General features: G+C 44.0%; 17 protein-coding genes. 16 read left to right on the top strand and 1 reads right to left on the bottom strand.

Translation table 11 applies throughout. The features are described from left to right. The first annotated feature begins 12 nt into the window (after nt 1–12). From SB658_RS04535 to ypjB, 3 genes are all read left to right on the top strand, one after another. Complete coding sequence (locus tag SB658_RS04535; RefSeq protein ID WP_003225562.1) at nt 13–780, top strand: menaquinol-cytochrome c reductase cytochrome b/c subunit; 768 nt, start codon at nt 13–15, stop codon at nt 778–780. 110 nt (nt 781–890) lie between these two features. After that, nucleotides 891–1,484: a lipoprotein heptaprenylglyceryl N-acetyltransferase LhaT gene (gene lhaT, locus SB658_RS04540; protein WP_186437836.1), complete on the top strand. Its 594-nt coding sequence runs from the start codon at nt 891–893 to the stop codon at nt 1,482–1,484. A gap of 68 nt (nt 1,485–1,552) precedes the next feature. Then, the gene (gene ypjB / locus SB658_RS04545) at nt 1,553–2,347 is read left to right on the top strand and encodes a sporulation protein YpjB (RefSeq protein WP_015251822.1); all 795 of its coding nucleotides are present in this window, start codon (nt 1,553–1,555) and stop codon (nt 2,345–2,347) included. A gap of 41 nt (nt 2,348–2,388) precedes the next feature. Here the strand turns inward: ypjB and SB658_RS04550 are convergent, their stop codons facing one another. Then, nucleotides 2,389–3,261 carry a YitT family protein gene (locus SB658_RS04550; RefSeq protein WP_003230635.1) on the bottom strand — a complete coding sequence of 291 codons (873 nt, stop codon included), beginning with the start codon at nt 3,259–3,261 and terminating at the stop codon, nt 2,389–2,391. 139 nt (nt 3,262–3,400) lie between these two features. Here SB658_RS04550 and SB658_RS04555 point away from each other — a divergent pair, with 139 nt between their 5' ends. The 13 genes from SB658_RS04555 (at nt 3,401) to tseB (ending at nt 15,027) form a co-directional block, all read left to right on the top strand. Beyond that, on the top strand, nt 3,401–3,736 hold the full coding sequence (locus SB658_RS04555; RefSeq protein WP_004398044.1) for a nucleotide pyrophosphohydrolase: 336 nt from the start codon (nt 3,401–3,403) through the stop codon (nt 3,734–3,736). A gap of 11 nt (nt 3,737–3,747) precedes the next feature. Next, nucleotides 3,748–4,551 (top strand): 4-hydroxy-tetrahydrodipicolinate reductase, encoded by an 804-nt coding sequence (dapB, locus tag SB658_RS04560; protein ID WP_032726033.1) that lies wholly within the window; start codon nt 3,748–3,750, stop codon nt 4,549–4,551. A gap of 15 nt (nt 4,552–4,566) precedes the next feature. Beyond that, nucleotides 4,567–4,980 (top strand): methylglyoxal synthase, encoded by a 414-nt coding sequence (mgsA, locus tag SB658_RS04565; protein ID WP_014477171.1) that lies wholly within the window; start codon nt 4,567–4,569, stop codon nt 4,978–4,980. Then, the gene (bshB1, locus tag SB658_RS04570) at nt 4,973–5,683 is read left to right on the top strand and encodes a bacillithiol biosynthesis deacetylase BshB1 (protein ID WP_041849965.1); all 711 of its coding nucleotides are present in this window, start codon (nt 4,973–4,975) and stop codon (nt 5,681–5,683) included. Before mgsA ends, bshB1 begins: the two co-directional genes overlap by 8 nt. Continuing rightward, nucleotides 5,680–6,813 carry an N-acetyl-alpha-D-glucosaminyl L-malate synthase BshA gene (gene bshA, locus SB658_RS04575; protein WP_033884169.1) on the top strand — a complete coding sequence of 378 codons (1,134 nt, stop codon included), beginning with the start codon at nt 5,680–5,682 and terminating at the stop codon, nt 6,811–6,813. Before bshB1 ends, bshA begins: the two co-directional genes overlap by 4 nt. Before the next feature lie 4 nt (nt 6,814–6,817). Continuing rightward, on the top strand, nt 6,818–8,011 hold the full coding sequence (locus SB658_RS04580; protein WP_046381145.1) for a CCA tRNA nucleotidyltransferase: 1,194 nt from the start codon (nt 6,818–6,820) through the stop codon (nt 8,009–8,011). Continuing rightward, nucleotides 7,996–8,973 carry a biotin--[acetyl-CoA-carboxylase] ligase gene (locus SB658_RS04585; protein WP_119899536.1) on the top strand — a complete coding sequence of 326 codons (978 nt, stop codon included), beginning with the start codon at nt 7,996–7,998 and terminating at the stop codon, nt 8,971–8,973. Before SB658_RS04580 ends, SB658_RS04585 begins: the two co-directional genes overlap by 16 nt. Nucleotides 8,974–9,218: 245 nt before the next feature. Then, nucleotides 9,219–10,052, top strand: a complete 834-nt coding sequence (panB, locus tag SB658_RS04590) for a 3-methyl-2-oxobutanoate hydroxymethyltransferase (RefSeq protein ID WP_119899534.1) — start codon at nt 9,219–9,221, stop codon at nt 10,050–10,052. Nucleotide 10,053: 1 nt separating this feature from the next. Beyond that, nucleotides 10,054–10,914, top strand: a complete 861-nt coding sequence (panC, locus tag SB658_RS04595) for a pantoate--beta-alanine ligase (protein ID WP_119899532.1) — start codon at nt 10,054–10,056, stop codon at nt 10,912–10,914. Nucleotide 10,915: 1 nt separating this feature from the next. Then, the gene (gene panD / locus SB658_RS04600; protein WP_003225586.1) at nt 10,916–11,299 is read left to right on the top strand and encodes an aspartate 1-decarboxylase; all 384 of its coding nucleotides are present in this window, start codon (nt 10,916–10,918) and stop codon (nt 11,297–11,299) included. A 125-nt stretch (nt 11,300–11,424) separates the two neighbouring features. Continuing rightward, nucleotides 11,425–14,220, top strand: a complete 2,796-nt coding sequence (dinG, locus tag SB658_RS04605; protein ID WP_029726779.1) for an ATP-dependent DNA helicase DinG — start codon at nt 11,425–11,427, stop codon at nt 14,218–14,220. Nucleotides 14,221–14,362: 142 nt separating this feature from the next. Beyond that, on the top strand, nt 14,363–14,533 hold the full coding sequence (locus SB658_RS04610) for a YpmA family protein (RefSeq protein WP_015251828.1): 171 nt from the start codon (nt 14,363–14,365) through the stop codon (nt 14,531–14,533). An 8-nt stretch (nt 14,534–14,541) separates the two neighbouring features. Next, nucleotides 14,542–15,027 carry a cell wall elongation/penicillin-binding protein regulator TseB gene (gene tseB / locus SB658_RS04615; RefSeq protein WP_003230665.1) on the top strand — a complete coding sequence of 162 codons (486 nt, stop codon included), beginning with the start codon at nt 14,542–14,544 and terminating at the stop codon, nt 15,025–15,027. Nucleotides 15,028–15,034 lie beyond the last annotated feature (7 nt).

Here is a 15,034-nt window from a genome sequence, read left to right on the forward strand (position 1 = left end):
GGAGGGGATGACATGCACCGGGGCAAAGGGATGAAATTTGTAGGCGACTCAAGGATACCGGCTGAAAAAAAGCCGAATATACCGAAGGATTATTCGGAGTATCCCGGTAAAACAGAGGCTTTCTGGCCAAATTTCTTGTTAAAGGAATGGATGGTTGGAGCTGTCTTTCTCATCGGTTTTCTCGTTTTGACGATTGTGCATCAGCCGCCTTTGGAGCGGATGGCGGACCCGACTGATACTGGTTATATTCCGCTGCCGGATTGGTATTTTCTTTTCTTATACCAGCTGTTGAAATATGAATACGCCGCTGGAAGCTTTACAGTGGTCGGCGCCATGATTATGCCAGGTCTCGCTTTTGGGGCCCTGCTATTGGCTCCATTCCTAGACAGAGGGACAGAAAGAAGGCCGTGGAAGCGTCCGGTCGCTGTCGGTATGATGCTTCTGGCCATTTCCGCTGCTGTATTTTTGACGTGGCAGTCAGTTGCTACTCATGACTGGGCCAAAGCAGAAGAACAGGGGAAAATCACAAAAGAAGCCGACATTGACACCAATGCAGAAGGATATAAGGTTTTTAAGGAACAGGGCTGTATTTCTTGCCATGGGGATAACCTTCAGGGAGGAGCGGCCGGGCCTTCATTGGTTGACAGCGGGCTGAAACCGGATGAAATCAAAAAAATAGCTGTAGAAGGGAAAGGCAAAATGCCGGCGGGTGTGTTCAAAGGAAATGATAAGCAACTCGAAGAACTTGCAAAATTTATTTCTGAAACAACCGCAAAATAACGTATTGTGAATTGTCAAATGGAAGGATATACTTTTATTATCAAAAGCTGACCCGGCGTCAGCTTTTTTATATGGACATATTATTTTTACAGACTGAGAGTTGATTCAATGTGAAATGGTTTCAATATGTATTTGGGCAGCGGCCGATGCTTATTCTTGTCTTAGCCATTAATTTTCTGGGAACGGTTTACGGCTACTATTGGTACTTGCCGCAGCTTTTGGAGACACCGGCCCGTTTCCTGATTTTTGTTCCGGACAGTCCGACAGCAACGTTTTTCTTTCTGTTTGTGCTGCTTGCCTTTCTCATGAAACGGAATGCTCCGTTCTTTGAGGCGCTTGCGCTAGTTACCCTCGTAAAGTATGGCCTATGGGCGGTGGCTATGAATTTTCTTGTGCTTGCAGTAACTGGTGACTTGCCGTGGGAGGGCTACATGCTAATTGCTTCGCATTTTGCAATGGCAGTTCAAGGCGTATTATACAGTCCGTATTTTCGTTTTTCATTTTGGCATCTTGCAATTGCTGCAGTCTGGACTCTGCATAACGATGTCATTGACTACTTGTTTGATATGATGCCGCGGTATTCAATGCTTTCTGATTATATGACTGAAATAGGATACGGAACATTTTGGCTAAGCATCTTCTCAATCGCGCTTGCTTACTTTCTTGTGGTCTCAAAAAAGCAAACGAAGCTTGAGCTGATGTAAAGACAATGTTGGTCTATCCTTGTCCCTTTCTTCATATTCTGTAAGGAGAGAGAGTGGGAGGGACCTGCATGAAACGAAAGCTGACGATCTGTTTGTTGATTGCACTTATTTTTTATAATGGAAATGCCAAGGCTGCAGAGCGGGGAAGCCTCGAGGAATTGAATGATTTATCCGATACAGTCTTTCAAATGACCCGACAGGCGAAATATGAAGAGGCGCTTCAAGTCTTGGAGTATTTTGAAAAAACATTAAAATCCGCTGAGAAAAAACAGCAAGACCCCATGCTAACGGGAGCCCAAATTCGTCAAATCACATTGGGCTATAATGATATGGTTCGGAGTTTAAAGCAAGCTGATACATCAGACACACAAAAACTCAGAGCAGCCGCGCAGTTCAGGATGCTGATGGATGCGGTTGACAATCGGTCTGACCCGCTTTGGGGCTCACTGGAAAAACCGATTATGGAAGCTTTTACTGAGCTGAAGCGAGATGTCCAAAAGAATGGAAGCACAAGCTTTCATGAAAAATGGAATGAATTTATCAGTTTATATGACTTGATTTACCCCAGTCTTACAATCGATGTATCAGAGGATCAGCTTGAAACAGTCGGAAAACATATAGACGTCATTGAGCAAGAGGAATTTCAGCAAATGACAGAGAGCACGAAGCTTGAACGGCTTTCCCTTCTTCAGCATGACCTGAAAAATGTGTTTGACAGGGTGGAGGAGGATGATGCCGATCCGTCTTTACTCTGGGTGATGATTACAACCGGCAGTATCATCATTACTGCTCTTACCTATGTCGGTTACAGAAAGTACAAGGCGGAAAAAAACAAGCTGAAAAAAAGGGACTACCCTAAATAAGGATGAGGGGCGGCGGTCAGCCGCCTTTTTTCTATTACATGTCAGCGCGGAAGCGGATTTTTATTTTCATCAAGCGTAAATCCTTCTCCGAGCACATCGTGAACATCGCTTACCGCTACAAAGGCATGGGGATCAATGGAGTTAATCACGCTTTTCAGCATCACCAATTCGTTTTTCGGCACCACACAATAAAGTACATCTATATCCTCTTTTGTGTAGGAACCTTGTCCTTTCAAAATGGTGACGCCTCGTTCCATTTCTTCAAGAATCTTTTTCTGAATCAGGTCGTTTTTCGAAGAGATGATCGTAGCGCCTTTAGCAGCGTATCCGCCTTCCTGAATAAAATCGATTAATCTTGCCGCTACAAATACAGCTACCAGCGTATACATCGCTTCTTTATAGGAGAGATAAGTAAGCAAAGACAAAATGATGACGCAGGCATCGAAAGCAAACATCGTTCTGCCCATCGGGATCCCAAAATACTTATTCACTAAACGTGCGATGATATCAACACCGCCTGTCGTTCCGCCGAACTTGAAAATAATTCCCAGTCCGGCTCCGATGAATACGCCGGCAAATAAAGCGGCGAGCGCTAAGTCGTGCTGAAGGGGCATATGTATTTCATATCGCTGAAAGATGCTGAGGAACAAAGACAAGGCTACAGTGCCGACAAGGGTATAAACAAACATTGTCCTGCCGAGCAAACGCCAGCCAATAAAAAAAATCGGAATGTTCAACACCAGGTTCGAGATAGAGGGGCTGATGTGGAAAAGGGCATAAAGCAAAAGTGTAATACCTGTAAAACCGCCCTCAGCCAGATTGTTCTGCATATTGAAATGAACCAAGCCAAATGAAAAAATTGCCGCTCCGATTAAAATAAAAAATATGTTTTTTAATCTAATTTCTCCAAGCATCACACAAAACCCCTTTTCCTTCCATTAGATAGCGTTTATATTATAGTGGATGAAAAAGAAAACAGCAAACGTGCTTAAACATTTGTCAAACGTATCTGAATTAGCTAACATGTAAGAGGATGATAGGAGGTTTCGTTCAGTGAGTGATAAAACAATGAAAGACATACAGGCTGAAGTAGACCGTTACATCGGCCAATTTAAAGAAGGATATTTCAGCCCGCTGGCCATGATGGCGAGGCTGACTGAAGAACTGGGCGAGCTTGCCAGAGAAGTGAATCACCGTTATGGAGAAAAACCAAAAAAAGCGACTGAAGATGATAAAAGCATGGAAGAGGAAATGGGCGATGTGCTATTTGTATTGGTTTGTTTAGCCAACTCCCTTGATATCTCTTTAGAGGAAGCCCACGACCGAGTCATGCATAAATTTAATACAAGAGATAAAGATCGCTGGACCAGAAAAGAAGAAGGAAAGTAGAGGAGATCGAGATGTCAAACGAAACAATTAAAGTAGTCATTGCGGGACCGCGTGGAAGAATGGGGCAGGAAGCTGTTAAATTGGCAGAACGAACACCTCATTTTGACCTTGTCGGGGCCATAGACCATACATACGATCAGCAAAAATTATCTGATGTGATGCCTGTTGAGTCAGATGCTTTCATTTATACAGATATCAATGCCTGTTTTACAGAAACACAACCGGATGTCTTGATTGATTTAACAACGCCCGAAATCGGAAAAGTACATACAAAAATTGCATTAGAGCACGGAGTCCGTCCAGTTGTCGGAACAACCGGTTTCTCAGAAGCTGATTTAAAAGAGCTCACGTCTTTAACAGAAGAAAAAGGGATCGGAGCCATCATTGCGCCAAATTTTGCGCTCGGTGCGATACTGATGATGAAATTTTCAAAAATGGCTGCCAACTATTTTGAGGATGTTGAGATTATTGAGCTTCATCATGACCAGAAGCTTGACGCACCAAGCGGAACTGCGCTTAAAACAGCGGAAATGATTTCAGAAGTCCGTAAAGAAAAGCAGCAAGGACATCCGGATGAAAAAGAAATTCTCCCAGGAGCAAGAGGAGCGGAGCAAAACGGCATTCGCTTGCACAGCGTCCGTCTTCCGGGACTGATCGCGCATCAGGAGGTCATGTTCGGCATGGATGGCCAAACGCTTCAGATACGCCATGATTCTTATAACCGTGCTTCTTTCATGTCAGGCGTTAAACTGTCAGTCGAACAAGTCATGAAGATTGATCAGCTTGTGTACGGTTTAGAAAATATCATTGATTAGACGGGGGGATAAACAATGAAAATTGCTTTGATCGCGCATGACAAGAAAAAACAGGATATGGTTCAATTTACGACTGCCTATCGGGATATTTTAAAGAATCATGATCTATACGCAACCGGAACTACAGGGTTGAAAATTCAAGAGGCGACAGGTCTTCAAATTGAACGTTTTCAATCCGGCCCTTTAGGGGGAGACCAGCAAATCGGTGCACTGATCGCTGCCAATGCACTCGATCTTGTCATTTTTTTGCGCGACCCGCTGACCGCGCAGCCGCATGAACCGGATGTCTCGGCATTAATCCGGTTATGTGATGTGTATTCCATTCCGCTCGCCACAAATATGGGTACTGCGGAAATTCTCGTCCGCACACTTGATGAAGGTGTTTTCGAATTCCGTGACCTTCTTCGGGGAGAAGAGCCGAATGTATAATGCTGACGTTCTTGCTTTTGGCGCCCACAGTGATGATGTCGAGATCGGGATGGGCGGCACAATAGCGAAGTTTGTCAAACAGGAAAAAAAAGTAATGATATGCGATTTGACAGAAGCGGAACTCTCTTCTAACGGTACGGTCAGTTTGCGTAAAGAAGAAGCAGCTGAAGCAGCCCGCATATTAGGCGCAGATAAAAGAATTCAGCTAACGCTTCCAGACCGCGGCCTAATAATGAGTGATCAGGCAATTCGGTCGATTGTCACTATCATCAGAACCTGCCGCCCAAAAGCGGTTTTTATGCCGTATAAAAAGGATCGCCATCCGGATCACGGCAATGCGGCTGCACTGGTGGAAGAAGCGATCTTTTCCGCCGGAATCCATAAATATAAAGACGAAAAAAGCCTTCCGGCGCATAAAGTCAGCAAGGTTTACTATTATATGATAAATGGTTTTCATCAGCCGGATTTTGTTATTGATATCTCGGATACAATAGAGGCAAAGAAACAAAGCCTCAACGCCTACAAAAGCCAGTTTATCCCGTCAAAGGATTCCGTTTCTACTCCTCTGACGAATGGGTATATTGAAATCGTTGAAGCGAGAGAAAAGCTTTACGGTAAAGAAGCGGGCGTGGAGTATGCCGAAGGTTTCTTTTCAAAACGGATGCTGATGCTTGATCATGATGTGCTTGGGGGCGAACAATGAGAAAACTAAAAATAGGAATCACATGCTATCCGAGCGTTGGAGGCTCAGGTATCATTGCGACAGAACTGGGGAAGCAGCTTGCTGAAAAGGGACATGAAATCCATTTCATCACATCAAGCATTCCGTTTAGACTGAATACATATCATCCCAATATTCATTTTCATGAAGTTGAGGTTAATCAATATGCTGTTTTTAAATATCCTCCGTATGATTTGACATTGGCAAGCAAAATCGCTGAGGTGGCGGAACGGGAGAATTTAGACATTATCCATGCTCACTATGCTCTTCCGCATGCCGTTTGCGCCTATCTTGCAAAACAAATGCTGAAACGCAATATCGGCATTGTTACAACTTTGCATGGCACGGATATCACGGTGTTAGGTTATGATCCGTCTCTAAAAGATCTGATCCGTTTTGCTATTGAGTCATCAGACAGGGTGACGGCCGTCTCCTCAGCGCTTGCTGCTGAAACATACGATTTAATTAAACCGGAGAAAAAAATTGAAACGATTTATAACTTTATAGACGAGCGCGTGTATCTGAAGAAAAACACAGCGGCAATTAAAGAGAAACATGGAATTTTACCAGATGAAAAAGTCGTCATCCATGTGTCCAACTTCAGAAAAGTTAAACGCGTGCAGGATGTCATCCGTGTGTTCCGCAATATCGCTGGCAAAACGAAAGCGAAGCTGCTTTTAGTCGGAGACGGTCCGGAGAAATCGACAGCCTGCGAGCTTATCAGAAAATATGGCTTGGAAGACCAAGTCTTAATGCTTGGAAATCAAGACCGTGTTGAAGAGCTTTATTCTATTAGCGATTTGAAGCTGCTGCTATCTGAAAAAGAAAGCTTTGGCCTTGTCCTGCTTGAAGCGATGGCTTGCGGAGTGCCTTGTATCGGAACAAACATTGGCGGTATCCCTGAGGTTATTAAAAACAATGTGAGCGGATTTTTGGTGGACGTCGGTGATGTTGGGGCCGCAACAGCCCGCGCGATGAGCATTTTAGAAGATGAACAGCTAAGCAATCGTTTTACAAAGGCGGCAATAGAGATGCTTGAAAATGAATTTTCTTCCAAAAAAATTGTCAGCCAGTATGAACAGATTTATGCCGATTTAGCAGAACCGGAGTGATCACATGGAAAAAGTTTTTATCAAAGCACTTCCCGTGCTCCGCATCTTAATCGAAGCAGGCCATCAGGCTTATTTTGTCGGAGGCGCAGTTCGTGACAGCTATATGAAACGAACGATCGGAGATGTCGATATCGCGACAGATGCGGCACCTGATCAAGTAGAACGGCTGTTTCAGCGGACTGTTGATGTAGGCAAAGAGCATGGGACCATTATTGTGCTCTGGGAGGATGAAACCTATGAAGTCACGACATTCCGGACTGAATCTGATTATGTTGATTTCAGAAGACCGTCAGAAGTGCAATTTATCTCATCATTAGAAGAGGATCTAAAACGCAGAGATTTAACGATCAATGCGATGGCCATGACAGCGGACGGGAAGGTGCTTGATTATTTTGGCGGCAAGAAAGATATTGATCAGAAAGTGATTCGAACCGTTGGAAAGCCTGAGGATAGATTTCAAGAGGATGCGCTTCGTATGCTGAGAGCCGTACGCTTTATGAGCCAGCTTGGCTTTACGCTTTCACCGGAAACAGAAGAAGCCATTGCGAAAGAAAAATCACTCCTCTCCCATGTTTCAGTCGAACGAAAAACTATAGAGTTCGAGAAATTGCTGCAGGGAAGAGCTTCTCGCCAGGCGCTTCAAACACTCATTCAAACGAGATTGTATGAAGAGCTTCCTGGTATTTATCATAAACGAGAAAACCTGATTTCAACGAGTGAGTTTCCATTCTTCTCTTTAACATCCCGTGAGGAACTTTGGGCTGCTCTTTTAATTAACCTTGACATAGTCTTGAAAGACGCGCCCCTTTTCCTGAAAGCCTGGAAGCTCCCGGGAAAAGTGATCAAGGAAGCCATTCACATTGCTGATACGTTTGGCCAGAGCCTTGACGTAATGACAATGTACAGAGCTGGGGAAAAAGCACTGCTCTCTGCGGCCAAAATATCGCAGCTTCGGCAAAACGAAAAACTGGATGAAAAGAAACTGAAGGACATTCAGTACGCTTATCAAAACCTGCCGATCAAAAGCCTTAAGGATCTTGATATCACGGGTAAGGACTTGCTTGCGCTTCGAAACCGGCCGGCTGGAAAATGGGTGTCGGAAGAATTACAGCGGATCGAGCAGGCTGTTGTGACAGGGAAGCTCTCCAATCAAAAGAAACACATAGAGGAGTGGCTGAAGACATGCGGTCAACATTAAGAAAAGACCTTATTGAATTATTTTCTCAGGCCGGCAATGAATTTATTTCCGGCCAAAAAATCAGTGATGCTCTCGGCTGTTCAAGAACTGCTGTGTGGAAGCATATTGAAGAGCTTCGGAAAGAGGGTTATGAAGTAGAAGCCGTTAGAAGAAAAGGATATCGGCTCATCAAAAAACCCGGAAAACTCAGTGAAAGCGAAATTCGTTTTGGATTAAAAACGGAAGTGATGGGCCAGCATCTTATTTACCATGACGTTCTTTCAAGCACGCAAAAAACGGCTCATGAGCTCGCGAATAATAACGCACCGGAAGGCACCCTCGTGGTGGCTGACAAACAAACAGCCGGAAGGGGCCGAATGTCTAGGGTATGGCATTCTCAAGAAGGGAACGGTGTTTGGATGAGCCTGATTTTGCGGCCTGACATTCCGCTCCAAAAAACACCGCAGCTGACTCTGCTTGCTGCAGTAGCTGTTGTGCAGGGAATAGAAGAGGCAGCAGGCATCCAAACGGATATTAAATGGCCAAATGATATTTTGATTAACGAAAAAAAAACAGTCGGTATCCTAACGGAAATGCAGGCTGAAGAAGACCGCGTACGTTCAGTGATCATTGGGATCGGCATTAACGTTAACCAGCAGCCTAATGATTTTCCAGATGAATTGAAGGACATCGCGACAAGCCTCAGCCAAGCTGCTGGGGAAAAAATTGATCGGGCCGGCGTCATCCAGCATATTTTACTATGCTTTGAGAAACGGTACCGGGATTATATGACGCACGGATTTACGCCGATTAAGCTTTTATGGGAAAGCTATGCGCTCGGTATTGGCACTAATATGAGAGCCAGAACGTTAAACGGAACCTTTTACGGTAAGGCGTTAGGTATAGATGATGAAGGCGTTCTGCTTTTAGAAACGAACGAAGGCATTAAAAAAATCTATTCTGCCGATATCGAATTGGGCTAATGTGTTGGTACAAGCCCGTTGATTTTGGTATACTTCCATTGGGCAGTATCGCCTGCGAACTGCACCTATTATTAAAATAGATAGACATTGCAGCAGTCTGCCTTGATCCAAAAAAGGACTGGGACAGAGGGATGAAACTCGCCGAACTTTAGAAAGTGAAGAATCCTTCTCGTTGTAACGGAAGGTTTTTTGGCTTGCAGAAGAAAACGGCAGATCATCTCCTCTAAACATGAGGAGGAGAAAACATGAAAACAAAACTGGATTTTCTAAAAATGAAGGAGTCTGAAGAACCGATTGTCATGCTGACCGCTTATGATTATCCGGTAGCTAAACTTGCTGAACAAGCGGGAGTTGATATGATTTTAGTCGGTGATTCACTTGGAATGGTCGTCCTCGGCCTTGATTCAACTGTCGGTGTGACAGTTGCGGACATGATCCATCATACAAAAGCCGTTAAAAGGGGTGCGCCGAATACCTTTATTGTGACAGATATGCCGTTTATGTCTTATCACCTGTCCAAGGAAGATACGCTGAAAAATGCAGCGGCTATCGTTCAGGAAAGCGGAGCTGACGCACTGAAGCTTGAGGGCGGAGAAGGCGTGTTTGAATCCATTCGCGCATTGACGCTTGGAGGCATTCCAGTAGTCAGTCACTTAGGTTTGACACCGCAGTCAGTCGGCGTACTGGGCGGCTATAAAGTACAGGGCAAAGACGAACAAAGCGCCAAAAAATTAATAGAAGACAGTATAAAATGCGAAGAAGCAGGAGCTATGATGCTTGTGCTGGAATGTGTGCCGGCAGAACTCACAGCCAAAATTGCCGAGACGCTAAGCATACCGGTCATTGGAATCGGGGCTGGTGTGAAAGCGGACGGACAAGTTCTCGTTTATCATGATATTATTGGCCACGGTGTTGAGAGAACACCTAAATTTGTAAAGCAATATACGCGCATTGATGAAACCATCGAAACAGCAATCAGCGGATATGTTCAGGATGTAAGACATCGTGCTTTCCCTGAACAAAAGCATTCCTTTCAAATGAACCAGACAGTTCTTGACGGCTTGTACGGGGGAAAATAAGATGAGACAGATTACTGATATTACACAGCTGAAAGAAGCCATAAAACAATACCATTCAGAGGGCAAGTCAATCGGATTTGTTCCGACGATGGGGTTTCTGCATGAGGGGCATTTAACCTTAGCAGACAAAGCAAGACAAGAAAACGACGCCGTTATTATGAGTATTTTTGTGAATCCTGCACAATTCGGCCCTAATGAAGATTTTGAAGCATATCCGCGCGATATTGAGCGGGATGCAGCTCTTGCAGAAAACGCCGGAGTTGATATTCTTTTTACGCCAGTTGCTAAGGATATGTATCCCGGTGAAAAGAATGTCACGATTCATGTAGAAAGACGCACAGACGTGTTATGCGGGCGCTCAAGAGAAGGACATTTTGACGGGGTCGCGATCGTACTGACGAAGCTTTTCAATCTAGTCAAGCCGACTCGTGCCTATTTCGGTTTAAAAGATGCGCAGCAGGTAGCTGTTGTTGATGGGTTAATCAGTGACTTCTTCATGGATATTGAATTGGTTCCTGTCGATACGGTCAGAGAGGAAGACGGCTTAGCCAAAAGCTCTCGCAATGTATACTTAACAGCTGAGGAAAGAAAAGAAGCGCCTAAGCTGTATCGGGCCCTTCAAACAAGTGCGGAACTGATCCAAGCCGGTGAAAGAGATCCTGAAGCGGTGATAAAAGCTGCAAAAGAAATCATTGAAACGACTAGCGGAACCATAGACTATGTAGAGCTTTATTCCTATCCGGAACTCGAGCCTGTGAATGAAGTTGCTGGAAAGATGATTCTCGCTGTTGCAGTTGCTTTTTCAAAAGCGCGTTTAATAGATAATATCATTATTGATATTCGAGAAATGGAGAGAATATAATATGTATCGAACAATGATGAGCGGCAAACTTCACAGGGCAACTGTTACGGAAGCAAACCTGAACTATGTGGGAAGCATTACAATTGATGAAGATCTCATTGATGCTGTGGGAATGCTTCCTAATGAAAAAGTACAAATTGTGAATAATAATAATGGAGCACGTCTTGAAACGTATATTATTCCTGGTAAACGGGGAAGCGGCGTCATATGCTTAAACGGTGCAGCCGCACGCCTTGTGCAGGAAGGAGATAAGGTCATTATTATTTCCTACAAAATGATGTCTGATCAAGAAGCGGCAAGCCATGAGCCGAAAGTGGCTGTTCTGAATGATCAAAACAAAATTGAACAAATGCTGGGGAACGAACCAGCCCGTACAATTTTGTAGAAGAAAAGCCCCCTTTATCGGGGGTTTTCTTTTAAGATTTTGAGAGTAAAACGGTTTTGCCGCTCCATTTCCGTACAAAACGTGTTACACTTTTGTCGTATGCAAGAATTGAGGTGTCCATTTTAATGAATAAGCAACGGTTCGTTGTTATAGATGTAGAGACAACAGGGAATTCGCCGAAGAAAGGCGATAAAATCATACAAATCGCAGCGGTTGTAATCGAAAATGGACAAATTACTGAGCGGTTTTCAAAATACATTAATCCAAATAAATCAATCCCTGCTTTTATTGAGCAGCTTACTGGAATCTCTAATCAAATGGTCGAGAATGAGCAGCCATTTGAAGCAGTTGCTGAAGAAGTATTCCAATTGCTTGACGGCGCTTATTTTGTCGCCCACAATATCCATTTTGACCTTGGATTTGTCAAGTATGAGCTACATAAGGCGGGCTTTCAGCTCCCAGATTGTGAAGTGCTTGATACTGTCGAGCTCTCACGTATTGTTTTTCCGGGATTTGAAGGGTATAAGCTGACGGAATTAAGCGAGGAGCTTCAGCTGCGGCATGATCAGCCGCACCGGGCTGACAGCGATGCTGAAGTGACAGGGCTTATTTTTTTGGAAATCCTTGAAAAGCTGCGGCAGCTTCCTTATCCGACATTAAAGCAGTTAAGAAGGCTTTCGCAGCATTTCATCAGTGATCTGACGCATTTGTTGGATATGTTCATTAATGAAAACAGACATACCGAGATACCGGGCTATACGCGCCTTTCTTCGTTTTCTGTCAGAGAACCTGAAGCTATCGCTGTTCGTATAAATGAGGACGAGAACTTCTCATTTGAGATCGAAAGCTGGGAAGCGGGAAATGAAAAAGCGCTGTCAGAGTTAATGCCTGGGTATGAAAAAAGAGACGGCCAAATGATGATGATGAGAGAGGTGGCTGATGCGTTTGCCAATCGTGAGCATGCGCTGATTGAAGCTCCTCCAGGCATTGGAAAAACGATTGGCTATCTGATTCCGGCTGCGCTTTTTGCCAAGAAATCAAAAAAGCCGGTCATAATCAGCACGTATTCGACGCTTTTACAGCAGCAGATTCTCACAAAGGATTTGCCGATTGTCCAAGATCTGTTTCCATTTCCGGTAACAGCGGCGATTTTAAAAGGGCAATCGCATTATTTATGCCTGTATAAATTTGAGCAGGTGCTTCATGAAGAAGATGATAATTATGATGCCGTACTGACAAAGGCACAGCTTCTTGTTTGGCTGACAGAGACAAATACAGGAGATGTAGCGGAACTGAATTTGCCTTCAGGCGGAAAATTGCTGTGGGACAGATTGGCTTATGACGATGACTCCTATAAAAGAAGTCGCAGTGAGCATGTGATCGGTTTTTACGAGCGGGCCAAACAGATTGCTATGCGCTCTGATTTGGTGATCACCAATCATTCCCTTTTGCTGACCGATGAAGGCAGCCAGAAAAAAAGGCTTCCCGAAAGCGGCACATTTATTATTGATGAAGCACACCATTTTGAACGTGCGGCAAGCGAACATTTAGGGAAAAGAGCCACGTACATAGAATTGCATACGAAATTGAGCAGAATCGGCACTCTGAAGGAGCAGGGACTTCTTAAAAAGATGAGACAGCTATTCCAGCGAAACAGCCTGCCGGTTGATTCATTTTTCGAATTGGAAGAGTGGCTTCAGCACGTTCAAGCAGAAAGTGATGCTTTCTTCAGCTCTGTACATTCTTTTGTCAAACGAAGAAAACCTAAAGAAGACTTAAACCGTCTAGTGTTTAAGGTGAACAAAGAAAGCCAGGATAAAAGCTGGTCGATCTTAACGGATGGTGCGGAGAGGCTTTGTTCCATGCTGACACATTTGCAGCAGCTTTTTGAGGCACAGTCATCCCTGATGGAAAAACATTTGAAGGGTATGAAGAGCAAAACCGTCTTTTTAGCCGATGAATACCAAAGAAGCATGAAAGGCTTGCAGCATTACTGTCAGACGTTGCAGAAGCTCTTCTTTGGGTCTGATGACGATGAAGCGGTTTGGATTGAAATAGATGCAAAGGGTGCGAAAAATGCAGTGGCCATTTACGCACAGCCTCTTGAACCTGGTGAACTTCTGGCTGATCAGTTTTTCGCGCGCAAAAATAGTGTGGTGCTGACATCTGCAACCCTTACAGTCGAAGGTTCTTTTCAATTTATGATTGAACGACTGGGACTGAGTGACTTTTTCCCGCGGACAATGAGAATTGAGTCACCCTTTTCTTACGATGAGCGTATGCAGGTGATGATTCCAAAAGAAATGAAATCAATTCAGGATACAGGGCAACCTGAATTTATACAGGATACAGCCCGTTATATCGAACTGATGGCAAAGGAAAAACAGCCTAAAATCCTTGTGCTGTTTACATCCCATGATATGCTGAAAAAGGTTCACCAGGAGCTTAAGCATAACATGAGTGCTTCCGGCATTCAGCTCTTGGCACAAGGGATTACAGGCGGAAGTCCCGGCAAGCTGATGAAGACTTTTAAAACATCCAATCAGGCGATCCTGCTCGGAACAAATCATTTTTGGGAAGGCGTTGATTTCCCTGGTGATGAGCTGACGACAGTAATGATCGTGAGGCTCCCATTCCGGTCCCCTGATCACCCGCTTCATGCTGCAAAATGTGAGCTTGCCCGCAAAAAAGGAAAGAATCCGTTTCAAACAGTGTCATTACCGGAAGCTGTGCTGACCTTTAGGCAAGGAATTGGACGCTTGCTGCGTTCTGCGGGAGACAAGGGAACGATTATTATATTGGACAGACGGATTAAAACCGCTGGTTACGGCCGGCTGTTTCTTGATGCCTTGCCGACAACCTCAGTATCCGAAATGACTGACAGCGAGCTTGAAGCTTATGTTGCAGGGGAAAAAGAATAAAAGCCGCATAAAGCGGCTTTTGCGGTGTGGGAGTAGGATGGTGTTTTATTTAAAAGCGGATTTCCCGCTCTGTGATACTAGTATGGCGTGTCCTGAAATGGAGTATGACTAACAATATTTGTTCAAACTGGAGGATGAAAAAATGGAAAGTAAAATCGAAATTCTTTCAACAATTAATGTAGAGCATTCTGATGATCTGTATAAAATTGTGGACACATTGAATCGTACACTGAAAAGAGAAAATCTGATGTTCGGCCTTGCGCTGGATGAAGAAAACAAAAACCAAGCCGTTTTTACCATTTATCGTACGTAGGTGAGAAGATGAGAAAAAAAGCATTAATATTTACCGTCATTTTTGGTATTATTTTTTTAGCAGTACTTCTTGTCTCGGCAAGCATTTATAAATCAGCCATGGCACAAAAGGAAGAGGGGCACGAAGCAGCAGCTGCTGAAGCTAAAAAAGAAACCGATCTCGCCCATGTTGATCAAGTCGAAACATTTGTCGGAAAAGAAAAATATTATGTTGTAAAGGGAACGGATAAAAAAGGCACTGCATTATATGTCTGGGTTCCTGCTGATAAAAAAGCAAAAATTCTCTCAAAAGAAGCGAAAGAGGGAATCTCTGAAGACAAAGCGGCGAAAATCATAAAGGATGAAGGGCTGGTTTCAAAGCAAAAAGAGGTTCATCTGGCAAGAGAAGGAAACGTCCTGCTTTGGGAAGTGACGTACTTAGACAAAGAAGGGCAATACAGTTTAAGTTATGTGGACTTTACAACTGGAAAGATTCTCAAAAATATCACGCCTTAAGACGAAT

Origin of the sequence: Bacillus sp. SIMBA_008 (genome assembly GCF_046535495.1) — a bacterium.
Classification (GTDB): Bacteria; Bacillota; Bacilli; order Bacillales; family Bacillaceae; genus Bacillus; species Bacillus subtilis.